Source organism: Skermanella rosea (assembly GCF_016806835.2).
In the GTDB taxonomy this organism is placed as follows: Bacteria; Pseudomonadota; Alphaproteobacteria; order Azospirillales; family Azospirillaceae; genus Skermanella; species Skermanella rosea.
Genome location: NZ_CP086111.1, coordinates 3102827 through 3118584 on the forward strand (window position 1 = coordinate 3102827; position 15758 = coordinate 3118584).

Sequence of the window (15758 nt, forward strand, 5' to 3'; positions counted from 1 at the left end):
GCTTGCAGTTGATCCAAGAGGCTCTTCCATGACGATGAAGTTGGGTACCGTTTCCCTGCTGGCCTGTTGCATCCTGGTTTCGGCCTGCACGCTGAACCATGCCGAGCGCCGTGCCGCCACGGGCGGCGCGCTGGGCGCCGGGGCGGGTGCCGCGGGAGGCTACCTGTTCGGCTACGATCCCCTCGGCGGCGCCCTGGTCGGCGGTGCCGGCGGCGCTCTTCTGGGTGCCCTGACCACGCCCGACGGCGGCCGGGAGGTCCATCACCATCACCACCACGGCAAGAAGAAGAAATGGCGCCGGTACGACGACTGACGCCATCGGCTCAGCCGGCCGACCGCCGCGCCACCTGGCCTATGGCATAGGCCGCGGCGTTGATGGCCAGGGTCAGGGCAAGCAGGAGGATGCCGAGACCCAGGGCCAGGGGCAGGTCGCCGCGGCCGGTCTCCAGCGTGATCGCGGTGGTCATGGTGCGGGTGACGCCGGCGATGTTGCCACCGACGATCAGCACCGCGCCGACCTCGGCGCTGGCCCGGCCGAAGCCTGCGAGCACCCCCGTGACCAAGCTGAAGCGCGCGTCCCACAGCAGCGTCGGGATCGCGCGCCGCCGCGTGGATCCCAGCGAGCGCAACTGCTCCTCGTACTCGCCCCACATGTCTTCGACCACCTGCCGGGTGATCGATAGGACGATGGGGGTCACCAGCACCGTCTGGGCGATCACCATGGCGGCCGGGGTGAACAGCAGGCCCAGGTCGCCGAGCGGACCGGACCGGGACAGCATCAAATATACCAGAAGCCCGGCGACGACGGGCGGCAGCCCCATCAGGGCGTTGAACAGGACGATGACGAACCCGCGCCCCGGAAACCGCGCGATCGCCAAGGTGGCGCCCAGCGGCAGCCCGATGAGCATGGCGATTCCCACCGCAGTCAGGGTGACGCGCAGCGACAGCAGCACGATCTGGGCCAGCCGGTCGTCGAAGCCCAGGATCAGGCCTGCGGCGGCGGCGAAGGCGTCGATCACGTCCTGCATCATGAAAGCCATCAGGGTTTCCGGAGGGACGGCATGGTAGCCACCTCGCCGGCCCGCGACAACTCCCCTGCCTGCCCCGTCGCGATTGACCGGCGCGCCCAAGTTCCCTAGGGTCGCCGCTTCCAAACTATATTTCGAACGGTGAAGTACGATGTCTGGCGAACAGGAACTGGCATTGCAGGCCAAGGCGTGGCCCTTCGAAGAAGCGCGCAAGCTGATCGCGCGCTACAAGGGCAAGACGCCGGCCAAAGGCTATGTCCTGTTCGAGACCGGATACGGACCGTCGGGCCTGCCGCATATCGGCACCTTCGGCGAGGTCGCGCGCACGACCATGGTGCGCCGCGCATTCCAGCTCATGGCGCCCGACATGCCGACCCGCCTGTTCGCCTTCTCCGACGACATGGACGGGCTGCGCAAGGTCCCGGACAATATCCCGAACCAGGAGATGGTGCGCGAGCACCTGGGCAAGCCGCTCACCAAGGTGCCCGACCCCTTCGGCAAGTTCGAGAGCTTCGGCCACCACAACAACGCCATGCTGCGGGGATTCCTCGACAGCTTCGGGTTCGAGTACGAGTTCCAGTCCGCGACCGACTGGTACGGATCGGGCCGGTTCGACGAGGCGCTGCTGACGGTGCTGCGCAACTACGACGCCGTCATGAAGGTGATGCTCCCGTCGCTGCGCGAGGAGCGGGCTGCGACCTACAGCCCGTTCCTGCCGGTTTCCCCCACCAGCGGCCGCGTGCTCCAGGTGCCGATCCTGGAGCACGATGTGGACGCCGGCACCATCGTGTTCGAGGACGAGGACGGCAAGAAGAAGGAGGCTCCGGTCACTGGCGGTCATTGCAAGCTGCAATGGAAGCCTGACTGGGGCATGCGATGGCACGCGCTGGGCGTCGATTACGAAATGTCCGGCAAGGACCTGATCCCGTCGGTCGAACTGGCCGGGAAGATCTGCCGCATCCTGGGGTCCCAGCCGCCGGAGGGCTTCAATTACGAGCTGTTCCTGGACGACAAGGGCCAGAAGATCTCCAAGTCCAAGGGCAACGGCCTGTCGGTCGAGGAGTGGCTGCGCTACGCCCCGCCGGAGAGCCTGTCGCTCTACATGTTCCAGAAGCCGCGCGTCGCGAAGCGTCTCTATTTCGACGTGATCCCCCGGGCGGTGGACGAGTACCTGGCCTTCGTCTCCAAGTTCCCGCAGGAGGAGCCGGCCCGCAAGCTGGAGAACCCGGCCTGGCACATCCATGGCGGCCATCCGCCGGAGGCGCGCAGCGACCTGAGCTACAACATCCTGCTGAACCTGGCCGGCGTGGCCAACGCGGAGAGCAAGGACGTGATGTGGGGCTTCATCACCCGCTACGCGCCCGAAGCCAATCCCGAGAGCGCGCCGTTCCTGGACCGGCTGGTGCAGTACGCGGTCAACTATTACCAGGACTTCGTCAAGCCGACCAAGCGGTACCGCGCGCCGACCGACCAGGAGCGCGCCGCGATGCAGGAGCTTCTGGACGAGCTGGGCCGGCTGCCGGAAGGCGCCAAGGCGGAGGAGATCCAGTTCCAGGTCTACGAGATCGGCAAACGCCACGGCTTCGCCGACCTGAAGAGCTGGTTCCAGGCGCTCTATGAGGTTCTGCTGGGGCAGACCACGGGTCCGCGCATGGGCAGCTTCATCGAGCTGTACGGCATCGGCAACACGCGCGACCTGATCGCCCAGGCGCTGGAGCGGCAGATCGAGCCGCAGCCCGCGGATTGACGGACCCTGGGGTCGAGGACGGGGTGAAGGGCGGGCCTCGGTCGGCCCTTCACATCCGCGGGGGCTGGCCCACATAAGTATTCTACCCTTATGATGGGCCAGTTGCCACGGCATCCCCCCATTCCGGAGTCTTGTATGAGCACCCTCGCCGTAACCGACGACATCTTCTTCAACCGCGCCGGGCTCGACCGGTCACGCACCGAATCGATCGTGTCGGAAGCATTGGCGGGTGCCGACGACGGCGAACTCTTCCTGGAATACAGCCAGTCCGAAAGCCTGGCCTGGGACGACGGCAAGCTGAAGAGCGCCAGCTTCGACACCAGCCAGGGTTTCGGCCTCAGGGCCATCTCCGGCGAGTCGACCGGCTACGCCCATGCCTCCACCCTGTCGGAAGACGCCATCCGCCGCGCGGCCGAGACCGTCAAGGCGGTCCATGCCGGCCACAGCGGCACCATGGCCGAGCCGCCGACCGGCACCAACCGGGCGCTCTACGAGGCGATCAACCCGCTGGCCCTCGTCGATTTCGAAACCAAGGTCAAACTGCTGTCGGACATCGACGCTTACGCGCGCGGCCGTGACCCCCGGGTCCGGCAGGTTTCGGCCTCGATCGGCGGCGAGTGGCAGGCCGTCCAGATCATCCGGGCCGACGGGCTGCGCGTTTCCGACGTCCGCCCCCTCGTCCGCCTGAACATCTCGGTCGTGGTCGCCGACGGCGACCGCATGGAGAGCGGCGGACACGGCGTCGGCGGCCGGACCAGCTACGAGGCTTATCTGGACCCGGCCGCATGGCAGGGCCAGGTGGACGAGGCGCTCCGGCAGGCCCTGGTCAATCTGGGGTCGATCGCGGCGCCGGCCGGCGAGATGACGGTGGTGCTCGGCAACGGCTGGCCCGGCATCCTGCTGCACGAGGCGATCGGCCACGGCCTGGAAGGCGACTTCAACCGCAAGAAGACGTCGGCGTTCGCCGGCCTGCTCGGGCAGCGGATCGCGGCTCCGGGCGTGACCGTGGTCGACGACGGAACCATCGAAGGCCGGCGCGGCTCGCTGACGGTCGACGACGAGGGCACGCCGAGCCAGTCCACCACCCTGATCGAGGACGGGATCCTGGTCGGTTTCATGCAGGACCGCATGAACGCCCGCCTGATGGGCGTCAAGCCGACCGGCAACGGCCGCCGCCAGAGCTTCGGCCACCACCCGATGCCTCGGATGACCAACACGGTGATGCGCTCCGGCGACAAGACGCCGGAGGAGATCATCCGCTCGGTCAAGAAGGGGCTCTATGCCGTGAACTTCGGCGGCGGGCAGGTGGACATCACTTCGGGCAAGTTCGTCTTCTCCGCCTCGGAGGCCTACCTGATCGAGGACGGCAAGGTCGGCCCCGCCGTGAAGGGCGCCACCCTGATCGGCAACGGCGCCGACGCGCTGACCAAGGTCAGCATGATCGGCAACGACATGGCGCTGGATCCGGGGATCGGCACCTGCGGAAAGGAAGGCCAGGGCGTGCCCGTCGGCGTCGGCCAGCCCACCCTGCGGATCGACGGCCTGACGGTCGGCGGCACCGCGGCGGCCTGATCCAGAAACCTCTCCAGCCGCATCGCTCCCCCGAGGGGGCGCGGCGCGGCGGTGGGCGCATCTCCCCTCACGCCGCCGTCGCTCGGGGCAGTTCCGCGTTCTTGATCATCCTGTCCACCAGTTCCCGGGTGCTCCCGGTCGCCCCGCAGGTCGGGCACTCCACCGATATGCTGTGGCGCGGAGCGGTGAAGTCGTGGCCGTTCGGGCAGGTGATGCGGAAGCTGCTTTGTTCGCGTGCAACGATCTTCATGACGTCACCCCCTTCGGGCCGGATGCTGGTTGCCTGTCATCATACCGTCACGCGCTCATGGCGCGGTGCGGCATGTTCTCACAGAGTATCATGCTGCGCTGCCACATCGACGGCGCGAAGCGGGAACGGGGGACGCGGACGGCTACTCCCTTCCTGTCAGCCGGACGGGCAAACGTCCGGTTCACGAAATCTGCATGAAAATGAAATCCGGTGCTGGACAGGCTCCGGAATTTTTCCTACAAGCACGCCCCGACGGCGACGCTTCAGGCCAAGCCGGACCGGATGCCCAGGTAGCTCAGTTGGTAGAGCAGGGGACTGAAAATCCCCGTGTCGGCGGTTCAAATCCGTCCCTGGGCACCACCTCCCTACCGACAATCCCGCAGGAATTCGAAGGCGCCCTCGATCACCGAGCGCGGCATGTATTTGCGTGCGGTGGCAATCGGGAGAACGTGCTGACAGGATCACGCTGGCCTGCGCGCCCCGCCACTTCTCCCCTGGACAGCCCCAGCGATCTTTTCTATAAGCACCTCCCTGCCCCACCGCAGCACGGCGTCCTTGGCCGATGCGGATCACGGCGGCGCCCAGGTAGCTCAGTTGGTAGAGCAGGGGACTGAAAATCCCCGTGTCGGCGGTTCAAATCCGTCCCTGGGCACCATCTTCCATGCACCCTGACAGCGATGCCTCGATCCCCATGCGGAAGACCCGCGTGGTCGAGCCGTGCATGCCCCTATGTGGCCCGCACCGAAACCTCCCTGCCCTTTTGATCGGCTTCAAAGTCCGTCAAACAAACGCTGATCGGACATTCGTTTGCAATCTTAACGAAAATTATTCTGGTATGCGCCTTAACTGGTCCATTGTTGCGCATAGGCTCTGGAATCTTTCATTTTCATACACGAAGAGGCTGGCAATCCCTTTGAGAGTGTGTATGCTTCTCTCGTTATAGTCTGAAAGACATGGAGCACGTCACATGGTGAACGAGAATCACATTCAGGCTCTACGCGACCGCCATGCCTCCCTCGACCGACAGATAGAGGCCCTCCAGAAGCAGCCGGGCTCCGAAGACATCGACATCAAAAAACTTAAGTTTGATAAACTCAGGGTAAAGGACGAATTGGCGCGGCTTTCCCGCCACTGAGGAGAAGCACAGGCTTTTCTTCTGCCCTGCGGTCGCCCGGCGAGCGCTAGGCGCCGGTCCGCCGCAGGGCGTTTTACCGCTATTTCACCCACCCGTTCTCCACGGCGAACTTCACGCCCCTTCAGGTTCCCTCAGGATCACGCCGCTCCCGTGCGCGGCCCCAGTACTCCCGACCGAAACGCCATCAATCCAACCGCAGCCGCCAAGATTCCAAGGGAGCCCGGCAGCCCCAGCCCTTCGGCGACGAAGCCGACCAGCGGCGGTCCCGCCAGGAACCCGAAATAGCCGGCCGTCGTCACCGCGGCTATGGCGGAACCCGGCGCCATTCCCGGCGTCCGGCCAGCCGCGCTGAACAGGATCGGCACGATGTTGGCGAGGCCCAGCCCGACGAGGCCGAAGCCCACGACCGCGGCCATGGGATGGTGCAGCAAGAGCGCTCCGCCCAGGCCTGCCGCTGCCAGCAGCGATCCCCACCGGACCATCGCCACCGGACCGAAGCTGGCAACCATGCGGTCGCCGGTCAGCCTTCCGATCGCCATGGCGGCGGAGAAGACGGCGTAACCGGCCCCGGCGAACGCGGCGTCGGTACCGAGGTCGAGCTTGAGATAGACCGCCGTCCAGTCCGACATGGCGCCTTCAAGCATCAGGATGAAGAAGCCCATGGCGCCGAGCACCAGCAGCCGTCCGCGCGGCAGCACGAAACGCGGTCCGCCGCCCGTGCTGATATCGACCTCGTGGGGCAGCAGGAAGCGCGCGGAGCCGAGCACCAGGATGAGGCCGCCGGCCGCCGCCGCGGTCACATGGGCTGCCGGCGTCAGTCCGAGCGGTAGCAGGGCGACCGCGCTCCCCGCCCCGACCAGCCCACCGATGCTGAACAGCGCGTGGAGCGACGACATGACGGGTCGCCCGATGTTGCGCTCGACCGCCACTCCGTGGGCATTCATCGCGACGTCCATCGCGCCGTTGAACGCCCCGAACAGGATCAAGGCCACGATCAGGGCCGGAAAACTGGAAGCCAGCAGCAACGGCGGCGTCGCGAGGCAAAAGAGGAACGCCGCGGTGAGCGTGACGACCCGGCTGCCATGCCGCGCGATCAGCCACCCGGCGATGGGCATGGACACGAGGGACCCACCGGCAATTCCCAGCAGCGCGAGCCCCAGCGTTCCGGTGCTCAAGCCGAGTTTCTGCTGAACCGTCGGGATATGGGGAACCCAGCTCGACAGGGCGGCGCCGTTGACGAAGAAGATCACGGCGACCGCGATGCGGGCCTGCGCCGGTCGCGATCGGTCCGCCACGGCAAGTTCCTGGACCATAGCCACTCCATCTGGCAAATTTAGCTAAATAATGGGGATCCAGGAAACTGAATTGACAAGCATCAAGACGTCTGGTCCGTCGGGATGACCGAAGTGGTCGACGCGGGAAGATTGCTGGATATCTGCACGACAACGAACAAAGCGCTTCTAAGACAGCATCCTCTCGGAGGCTGTACCACTTATGTCACGACTTCTCCATCCGATCTCGTGGCAGATAGGCGCGAAGAAATGCCTCTACGGCATCCGAAACGTTCCGGTCGAGTTCATCCCGCGCGAAATGATCCTTCACGCCGAACAGCACGCTGAAATGCACGGGGGTCTGCAGCATCCCGATGAAGTGCTCTGCCGCTCGCCAGGGATCGGCGATGTCAAGTCGGCCGCGCGCCGCCGTCTTGGCCAGGTAGCAACTGAGGCTCTGCCTCATCTGGTTGGGGCCGGAGTTGAAGAAGATCCGGCCGAGATCGGGAAACCTCGTGGACTCCGCCACGACGACGCGGAAGATGGCGACGGCCGGTGCCGACAGGAGCAGGTCCAGGAAATTGCGGCCGATCTCGCGGAGAGCATCGTCGACCTCCTTCTCCTCCACGCCGGGCGCCCACAGCAGGCTCTGCTGCGTCCGGCACTCGTGGCTGACGATGGCGGCGAACAGTTCCTCCTTGCCGGAGAAATGCGCATAGAGGGTAGCCTTGGAGACGTTCGCCACCCGGGCGATGGCATCCATGCTGGTCGCGCCGAATCCCTGGCTCGTGAACAGCGTCTTGGCCGCGGACATGATCTGGGCAGGCTTCTGCCCTTGGCGGGCTTCGGGGTGCTGGTCCTCAACCGCCGTCATGGGCATGGCATGGTCTCCCGCAGGAAAGATTCATGCCCTAAACTAAACCGTTCAGTTTTGCGTTGACAAGCTCTATCCTTCTGCTCACTTTTCGAATGACCAAAGTGAACTGAACCGTTCAGTTCGATAGTGCCACGCCAAGCCCTGCCGATCCGGGGAACGGCGTTCTTTGAAAGGTTACGGATGATGCGCAGGTCGGTTCTGGTCGCGGCGGCTCTCCTGGTGCTGGCGGGCGGCGGCTATTTCGGCTGGCAGTGGTGGACGGTCGGGCGCTTCCTGGAATCGACCGACAACGCCTATGTGCACAGCGACATCTCGATCGTCAGTCCGAAGATCGCCGGCTACGTCGCCGACATCCGCGTCATCGAGAACCAGGAGGTATCGGCCGGCGACATCCTCGCCGTGATCGACGATTCCGAATACCGGGCACAGGAAGCGCAGGCCGACGCGGCGGTGGAAGCCGCGGAGGCCGCCATCGGCAGCATCGACAGCCGCATTATCCTCGAGCATTCCATGATCGTGCAGAGCCGGGCGACGGTCGCGGGCGCCGAGGCCGACCTGCACCGCGCCCGGCAGGATTACGACAGGGTGAAGAGCCTGGTCAGCGGCGACACGGTCAGCCGCCAGCGGTACGACACGGCCGAGGCCGACCTCCGCAAGGCCGAGGCGGCGCTGAACAAGGCCACCGCCGGCCTGGCTGCGGAGCACGACCAGCTCGGCGTGCTCCAGGCGTCGCGCAAGGAGGCGGAGGCGAAGCTCAGGCAGGCCGAGGCCAACCTCGACCTGGCGCGGGACAACCTGGGCCATACTGTGATCCGCGCGCCCGTCGCCGGCGTGATCGGCAACAAGGGCGTCCAGCTGGGCCAGTACGTCAAGGCGGGTTCCTCTCTTCTCGCCGTCGTGCCCCTGCCCGACGTCTATGTCGTCGCCAACTTCAAGGAGACCCAGCTCGCCGGCATGCGGCGCGGCCAGCCGGTCGACCTGTCGGTGGATGCCTTCCCCGGACGGGTGCTGCGCGGCACCGTCGAAAGCTTCGCGCCGGCCAGCGGTGCCCAGTTCAGCCTGCTGCCGCCGGAGAACGCGACCGGCAACTTCACGAAGGTCGTCCAGCGCATTCCCGTCCGCATCGCGGTCCCGTCCGACAACCCGCTGTCGGGCCTGCTCCGTCCCGGTCTTTCGGTGGAGGTCTCGGTCGATACCCGCGGCGAGGGGACCGGGCCGCTGGCGGCGGGGGGGATCTTCGGAACAGCCGCCGCGGCCGAGACGGGACGCAAGTGATGGCGGCCGGAGCCGCGGGGGTCCGGCCCGTCACGGCGAAGGACTGGATCGGCTTCTTCGCCATGGTCGTGGGCATGTTCATGGCGATCCTGGACATCCAGATCGTGTCGAGCAGCCTGGCGGAGATCCAGGCCGGAGTTTCGGCGAGCGCCGACGAGATCAGCTGGGTCCAGACCTCCTACCTGATCGCGGAGGTCATCATGATCCCGCTGTCCGGCATCCTGGCGCGCGTCATGTCTACCCGCTGGCTGTTCGTCGTTTCGGCGATCGGCTTCACCACCATGAGCATCGCCTGCGCCTTCGCCTGGAACATCGAATCGCTGATCGTCTTCCGGGCTTTGCAGGGGTTCCTCGGCGGCGCCATGATCCCGACCGTGTTCGCCACCAGCTTCTCGCTGTTCCCGCCGGACCGGCGCGCCGGCGTGTCTGTCATGATCGGCCTGGTGGCGACGATGGCGCCGACCCTTGGGCCGACCCTCGGCGGCTACCTGACGCAAAGCCTGTCCTGGCACTGGCTGTTCCTGATCAATGTCGGGCCCGGCCTGGCCGTGTCCGCCTTGGCGTGGAGCTTCGTCGATGTCGACAAGCCGGACCTGGGCGTGCTCAAGGGCTTCGACTTCCCAGGCCTGGTGTTCATGGCGCTGTTCCTCGGAACGCTGGAATTCGTGGTCGAGGAAGGCCCGCGCAACGACTGGTTCGAGGATCACGCCATCGCGACGGCGGCGGCCGTGTGCGCCGTCAGTGCCGTGCTGTTCTTCCGCCGGGTCTTGACATATCACAATCCGATCGTCGGCCTGCGCGCGTTCAAGGACCGCAACTTCGCGATCGGCTGCCTCTTCAGCTTCGTCATCGGCGTCGGTCTCTATGGCGCCGTCTACATCATGCCCCTATTCCTCGACCGCATCCGCGGCCTGAACAGCCTTCAGATCGGCATGGTCATGTTCGTCACCGGCATGTTCCAGTTCATGTCGGCGCCGGTGGCCGGCATGCTGTCCAGGAAGATGGACCTGCGGCTGATGCTGGCGCTGGGTCTCGGGATGTTCGGCTTCGGCGTCTACCTCAATTCCATCCTCACGGCCGAGTCGGATTTCTGGGAGCTGTTCGTGCCGCAGGCGGTCCGCGGCTTCTCCCTGATGATGTGCTTCATCCCGATCAACACGCTGGCGCTCGGCACCCTGCCGCCCGAACAGCTCAAGAACGCGAGCGGCCTATACAACCTGATGCGGAACCTGGGCGGGGCGATCGGGCTGGCCGCGATCAACACGGTGCTGATCGACCGCTTCGCCCTCCATATGTCCCGGCTATCCGACAACGTGACCACCGCCCGGCCGGGCGTGCAGGACATGCTGGACGGCCTCTCCGGCCAGCTGTCCGGCGTCATCGCGGGCGATCCCGACCGGGCCGCGCTGAAGATCATCCACGGCCTGGTCGAGCGGGAGGCGATGGTCCTGACCTTCAGCGACTGCCTGCTGCTGATGGCCTGCGTCTTCGCCGCCGCGTTCCTGTTCATGCCGCTGGTCCGCAAGCCGCGCGCCGCCGTGGAAGGCGGACACTGAGGCTGCGCCGGCGCCGCATGCTTCATTCCGCCGCAAGACAAGCTGCGCGAAAGTGGTAGTATGCCGGCCACTCACGCCGTTCACTTATAGTTAATTTTCTTAACGCTATAAGTCAGCAGCACCAAGCCGATATTCGCCGAAGCAGAACCCCAGGTAAGCCGTGCGACTATTCACGGCCCGCCGTGGTCTACTTCACAGGCAGATGACCTGTTCAGGGCCAGGATGTCGGCAGCGGTCCGATGGACACGCCATCGGGCACCGGCATTCTTTCGGAGATGAAGTGTTATGGCACAGTCCGTGACCCGCGCGCTCCAGGCGATCAAGCGCTATGTGCGGGATCCCGACCAGATCGATCAGGCGATCCTTGCCTCGATCAACATCACGCTCTGTCTTGCCTCCGGCGGCGACGACCGCGTCGCGGAAGGCTTCAACAACGATATCCTGACCAACGGCAAGCGGTTCCGCGCCCGCTCGTGACCGGATCGGGCACCCGGTGGCGCGGCAGGGCCACCCGTTCCGCTCGGCGCTCGATGGACGGCACCGGCCCTGACGCGGTGCAGCACTGATCCCGCACTGCGGTCGGGAAAAAAATCCACCGCTGGCACAAATGGTCGCGGCTCTCTCCGCCCGAATGCGGTTTCATCGGCAACGATGCCCATAATGTCGCCACACTGATATAATAGCCTGCAAAACCTTTCGAGGCGTTCCAGTCCCGGTCAATGGAATCGGCATGATCTGCCGATCAAGCCCTGAACTGGGTCGATTTCTTCCCGCATCGTGGAAAGAAACGAACACCCGCCAGTGAGGCGGTGGCTTCACAGGACTGCCTCCGCCCTGTTCGGATACTTCACAACCGCAACGGCTCACATCTCTGCAGTTTGGTACCCGTCCCCGCGAAGTCCGGCTGGACAATCATCGGATGCACGCATCATGCTGCACCGCGATGCCGCAGTGCGGTCGAAGCGGGCGGGTGCCGTTGACTCGGTGGGACCGGCGGCGTAAATCAAGCACGCAAAATAAGAATCCGGGTTTTCGCACAGCCGCGCGCGTCAAGTTGCGGCAGCCCAAGCGAGGATGTCAGATATGTCGAACGGCAGTCGGCCGCTTTCACCCCATCTGCAAATTTACCGACCACAGATCACGTCCGTCCTTTCGATATCGCACCGCGTGACCGGCATCGGGCTGACTGTGGGCACGTTCCTGCTGGTCTGGTGGCTGCTCGCCGCCGCCGCGGGGCCGGAGAGCTACGCGCGCGCAGCCGGGTTCATGGGATCGTTCTTCGGCCTGCTGCTGCTGTTCGCCTGGACCTTCGCGATGTGGTTCCACTTCTGCGCCGGCATCCGGCATCTGGTCTGGGACACCGGCTACGGCCTGGAGCTTCCCCAGGTCTATCTCGGCGGCTGGATCGTCGTCGGGGCCTCCGCCGGCCTCACGATCCTGACCTGGATCGCCGCCCTGATCGCGTGGTGAGGAAGACAGATGGCTAACACAAGCTCCAATCCCGGCCTGCGCACCCAGCTCGGCCGCGTCCGCGGCCTCGGTTCGGCCAAGGCCGGCTCGCATCACTGGATGATGTCGCGGCTGACGTCGATCGCCCTGATCCCTCTGACCCTGTGGTTCGTCTTCGGGGTGCTGAGCATTATCGGCGACGGCCATGCCGCCGCCGTCCAGTGGCTGCAGTCGCCCTTCTCCGCGATCATGATGGTCCTGTTCGTCGGTGTGACGTTTCACCACACAGCCTCCGGTATCCAGGTGGTCCTGGAAGACTATGTTCATAACGAATGGGTGAAGGTCGTGGCGATCGTCGCGGCGAAGTTCCTGTGCTTCGTCCTGGCGGTGGCCGGCATCTTCGCCGTTCTCAAGATTGCATTCGGAGGCTGAGGCAGCGATGGCGAGCGCCTATCAGATTATCGACCACACCTACGACGTCGTCGTCGTGGGAGCCGGTGGGGCCGGCCTGCGGGCCACCTTCGGCATGGCGGAAAAGGGCCTGAAGACCGCCTGCATCACCAAGGTGTTCCCGACGCGCAGCCACACGGTCGCGGCGCAGGGCGGCATCAGTGCGGCGCTGGGCAACATGGGTGAGGACGACTGGCGCTGGCACATGTACGACACCGTCAAGGGGTCCGACTGGCTGGGCGACCAGGACGCCATCGAGTACATGTGCCGCGAGGCGATCCCCGCGATCATCGAGTTGGAACATTACGGCGTGCCCTTCTCGCGCACGGCGGAAGGCAAGATCTACCAGCGCGCCTTCGGCGGCATGACCACCAAGTTCGGCGAGGGGCGCGCCTACCGCACCTGCGCCGCCGCCGACCGGACCGGCCACGCGATCCTGCACACCCTGTACCAGCAGTCGCTGAAGCACGAGGCCGAGTTCTTCATCGAGTATTTCGCGCTCGACCTGATCATGGACGAGGACGGCGTCTGCCGCGGCGTCATGGCCTGGAACCTGGACGACGGCACGATCCACCGCTTCCGCGCCCACATGGTGGTGCTGGCGACCGGCGGCTACGGCCGCGCCTATTTCTCCTGCACCTCGGCGCACACCTCCACCGGCGACGGCAACGCCATGGTGCTGCGGGCCGGGCTGCCGCTCCAGGACATGGAGTTCGTGCAGTTCCACCCGACCGGCATCTACGGCGCCGGCTGCCTGATCACCGAAGGCGTGCGCGGCGAGGGCGGCTACCTGACCAACTCGTCGGGCGAGCGCTTCATGGAGCGCTATGCCCCGTCGGCCAAGGACCTGGCGTCCCGCGACGTGGTCAGCCGCTCGATGACGATCGAGATCCGCGAGGGCCGCGGCGTCGGGGCCAACAAGGACCATATCCACCTGCACCTGGAACACCTGGACCCGGCGGTGATCCACGAGCGGCTGCCCGGCATCGCCGAGACCGCGAAGATCTTCGCCGATGTCGACGTCGCCAAGGAGCCGATCCCGGTGCTGCCGACCGTCCACTACAACATGGGCGGCATCCCCACCAACTACCGCTGCGAGGTGGTCCGGCCGACGCCGGAAAACCCCGACCAAGTGGTTCCGGGCCTGATGGCGATCGGCGAAGCCGCCTGCGTGTCGGTCCACGGCGCCAACCGGCTGGGTTCCAACTCGCTGCTCGATCTGGTGGTGTTCGGCCGGGCCGCCGCCATCCGTGCGTCGGAGATCATCGAGAAGGGCGCGTCCCATCGTTCGCTCCCGACGGACAGCGCCGACCTGGCGCTGGAGCGTTTCGACCGCCTGCGGCACGCCAAGGGCGAGATCCGCACCGCCGACCTGCGGGCCGAGATGCAGCGCAACATGCAGAACAACTGCGCCGTCTTCCGCACCGGGGAGGTGCTGGAGGAAGGCGTCCAGCTGATGCAGGCGGCCTGGGCGAAGCGTCCGCACGTCAGCATCACCGACCGTACGATGGTCTGGAACTCGGACCTTGTCGAAGCCCTCGAGCTTGACAATCTTATGTATCAGGCGGTCGTGACCATGAATTCGGCCGCGAACCGCACGGAAAGCCGCGGGGCCCACGCCCGGGAAGACTATCCGGACCGCGACGACGAAAACTGGATGAAGCACACGGTGGTCAGCATCGACGAGAGCGGCAAGACGACTTTCGAGTTCCGTCCCGTCCATCTCTACACGCTGACCAACGAAGTCCAGGTGTTCCCGCCGAAAGCACGCGTGTACTGACCTGACGGGCCAAAACAAGGCCGGGGCGGCATCGGCCGTTCCGGCTCCGGGCCGCGGCTGGCGGCGGGCAAGGTATTCGAGGATTTGATACGATGGTTGAGTTCGCGCTACCCCGCAATTCGCGGATCACGCCGGGCAAGAGGGTCTCGAACGCTAAGGGCGCCAAGCGCGCCAAGAATTTCAAGATCTACCGGTGGAACCCCGAGGACGGCCAGAACCCGCACCTGGACGAGTTCGAGATCGATCTCGACAAGTGCGGACCGATGGTGCTGGACGCCCTTATCCACATCAAGAACGACATCGACGGAACGGTCGCCTTCCGGCGGTCCTGCCGCGAGGGCATCTGCGGCTCGTGCTCCATGAACATCGACGGCGTCAACACGCTCGCGTGCCTGAAGCCGATTGAGGAAGTGAAGGGCGACGTCGCGATCTACCCGCTGCCGCACATGAAGGTGGTCAAGGACCTGGTCCCCGACCTGAGCCAAGTGTACGCGCAGTACACTTCGATCAAGCCGTGGCTCCAGACCCAGTCCGCCACCCCGCCGGACCGCGAGCGGCTACAGAGCCCGGAAGAGCGCGAGAAGCTGAACGGCCTCTACGAGTGCATCCTGTGCTTCTGCTGCACCACGAGCTGCCCCAGCTACTGGTGGAACGGCGACCGCTATCTCGGCCCGGCCGTCCTGCTCCAGGCCTATCGCTGGATCGCGGACAGCCGCGACGAGATGACGGGCGAGCGGCTCGACCAACTCGAGGATCCGTTCCGTCTGTACCGCTGCCACACCATCATGAACTGCACCCGCACCTGCCCCAAGGGTCTCAACCCCGCCAAGGCGATCGCGGAAATCAAGAAGCTGATGGTCGAGCGGCAGTAAGGCCGGAAGCTTCACCCCGGCACGGTATCCCGCGGCGCCAGCGCCGTCCCCGCACAAGGGCGGGGACGGCGCTGGCGCTGTCATCTTTAAGGCCCTCTTCCGGGGCTTTCGCGGGAAACCACTTTGTGGCGGGTTTTTGTCGAATGGGCAGTATCGTTTTCCCGCGCATCGGCCTATTGTGCGCCCGCGCCGGGAAACCGCTTGACCCGCGTGGTTCCGGCGATCACTTATCACCCCGGAATCTCCTGAACGGACCAAAGGACTTATGGCAAAAGAAGATCTGATCGAATTCTCCGGCACCGTCATGGAACTGCTCCCGAACGCCATGTTCCGGGTCAAGCTGGACAACGACCACGAAGTGCTGGCGCATACCTCGGGCAAGATGCGCAAGAACCGCATCCGCGTGCTCGCGGGCGACCGGGTGAATGTGGAGATGACCCCGTACGACCTCAGCAAGGGCCGCATCACATTCCGCTTCAAGTAACCTGCCGCGTTG

Annotated in this window: 16 protein-coding genes and 2 tRNA genes; 14 read left to right on the top strand and 4 right to left on the bottom strand. The window is 65.4% G+C overall.

Annotated features, from left to right (window positions below):
• The first annotated feature begins 28 nt into the window (after positions 1-28).
• On the top strand, positions 29-313 hold the full coding sequence (locus JL101_RS14350; protein ID WP_203095825.1) for a hypothetical protein: 285 nt from the start codon (positions 29-31) through the stop codon (positions 311-313).
• A 10-nt stretch (positions 314-323) separates the two neighbouring features.
• Here the strand turns inward: JL101_RS14350 and JL101_RS14355 are convergent, their stop codons facing one another.
• Complete coding sequence (locus JL101_RS14355; RefSeq protein WP_228434836.1) at positions 324-1040, bottom strand: ABC transporter permease; 717 nt, start codon at positions 1038-1040, stop codon at positions 324-326.
• 139 nt (positions 1041-1179) lie between these two features.
• Here JL101_RS14355 and JL101_RS14360 point away from each other — a divergent pair, with 139 nt between their 5' ends.
• Together JL101_RS14360 and tldD are read left to right on the top strand one after the other, a co-directional pair.
• Positions 1180-2775 carry a lysine--tRNA ligase gene (locus JL101_RS14360; protein ID WP_203095827.1) on the top strand — a complete coding sequence of 532 codons (1596 nt, stop codon included), beginning with the start codon at positions 1180-1182 and terminating at the stop codon, positions 2773-2775.
• Between the two features lie 135 nt (positions 2776-2910).
• Positions 2911-4347, top strand: a complete 1437-nt coding sequence (tldD, locus tag JL101_RS14365) for a metalloprotease TldD (RefSeq protein WP_203095829.1) — start codon at positions 2911-2913, stop codon at positions 4345-4347.
• Positions 4348-4414: 67 nt separating this feature from the next.
• Here tldD and JL101_RS14370 read toward each other — a convergent pair whose 3' ends face one another.
• Positions 4415-4597 (bottom strand): hypothetical protein, encoded by a 183-nt coding sequence (locus JL101_RS14370; RefSeq protein WP_203095831.1) that lies wholly within the window; start codon positions 4595-4597, stop codon positions 4415-4417.
• A 284-nt stretch (positions 4598-4881) separates the two neighbouring features.
• Between JL101_RS14370 and JL101_RS14375 the strand changes: the two genes are divergently transcribed.
• The 3 genes from JL101_RS14375 to JL101_RS14385 all read left to right on the top strand — a co-directional run bounded on the left by JL101_RS14375 (position 4882) and on the right by JL101_RS14385 (position 5732).
• A tRNA-Phe gene (locus JL101_RS14375) sits at positions 4882-4957 on the top strand.
• Between the two features lie 219 nt (positions 4958-5176).
• Positions 5177-5252 (top strand) — tRNA-Phe (locus JL101_RS14380).
• Between the two features lie 312 nt (positions 5253-5564).
• Positions 5565-5732, top strand: a complete 168-nt coding sequence (locus JL101_RS14385) for a YdcH family protein (RefSeq protein ID WP_158045044.1) — start codon at positions 5565-5567, stop codon at positions 5730-5732.
• Between the two features lie 137 nt (positions 5733-5869).
• On the opposite strand, the gene JL101_RS14390 is transcribed toward JL101_RS14385, so the two are convergent.
• Positions 5870-7027, bottom strand: coding sequence for an MFS transporter (locus JL101_RS14390; RefSeq protein WP_203095833.1), 1158 nt, complete (start codon positions 7025-7027; stop codon positions 5870-5872).
• A 202-nt stretch (positions 7028-7229) separates the two neighbouring features.
• On the bottom strand, positions 7230-7883 hold the full coding sequence (locus tag JL101_RS14395; RefSeq protein ID WP_203095835.1) for a TetR/AcrR family transcriptional regulator: 654 nt from the start codon (positions 7881-7883) through the stop codon (positions 7230-7232).
• 177 nt (positions 7884-8060) lie between these two features.
• Between JL101_RS14395 and JL101_RS14400 the strand changes: the two genes are divergently transcribed.
• The 8 genes from JL101_RS14400 (at position 8061) to infA (ending at position 15746) form a co-directional block, all read left to right on the top strand.
• A complete protein-coding gene (locus tag JL101_RS14400; RefSeq protein WP_323374657.1) occupies positions 8061-9155 on the top strand; it encodes an HlyD family secretion protein in 1095 nt (364 codons plus the stop codon).
• Positions 9155-10711, top strand: coding sequence for a DHA2 family efflux MFS transporter permease subunit (locus tag JL101_RS14405; RefSeq protein ID WP_203095837.1), 1557 nt, complete (start codon positions 9155-9157; stop codon positions 10709-10711). The genes JL101_RS14400 and JL101_RS14405 overlap by 1 nt, the downstream gene beginning before the upstream one ends.
• 285 nt (positions 10712-10996) lie before the next feature.
• Positions 10997-11188 carry a hypothetical protein gene (locus JL101_RS14410; RefSeq protein WP_203095839.1) on the top strand — a complete coding sequence of 64 codons (192 nt, stop codon included), beginning with the start codon at positions 10997-10999 and terminating at the stop codon, positions 11186-11188.
• A 606-nt stretch (positions 11189-11794) separates the two neighbouring features.
• Complete coding sequence (gene sdhC, locus JL101_RS14415; protein ID WP_203095841.1) at positions 11795-12181, top strand: succinate dehydrogenase, cytochrome b556 subunit; 387 nt, start codon at positions 11795-11797, stop codon at positions 12179-12181.
• A gap of 9 nt (positions 12182-12190) precedes the next feature.
• A complete protein-coding gene (gene sdhD / locus JL101_RS14420; protein WP_203095843.1) occupies positions 12191-12592 on the top strand; it encodes a succinate dehydrogenase, hydrophobic membrane anchor protein in 402 nt (133 codons plus the stop codon).
• Between the two features lie 7 nt (positions 12593-12599).
• On the top strand, positions 12600-14390 hold the full coding sequence (gene sdhA, locus JL101_RS14425) for a succinate dehydrogenase flavoprotein subunit (protein ID WP_203095845.1): 1791 nt from the start codon (positions 12600-12602) through the stop codon (positions 14388-14390).
• Between the two features lie 92 nt (positions 14391-14482).
• Positions 14483-15262, top strand: coding sequence for a succinate dehydrogenase iron-sulfur subunit (locus JL101_RS14430; protein WP_158045036.1), 780 nt, complete (start codon positions 14483-14485; stop codon positions 15260-15262).
• Positions 15263-15527: 265 nt separating this feature from the next.
• Entirely contained in the window at positions 15528-15746 is a 219-nt protein-coding gene (infA, locus tag JL101_RS14435) for a translation initiation factor IF-1 (protein WP_037452069.1), read from the top strand.
• Positions 15747-15758 lie beyond the last annotated feature (12 nt).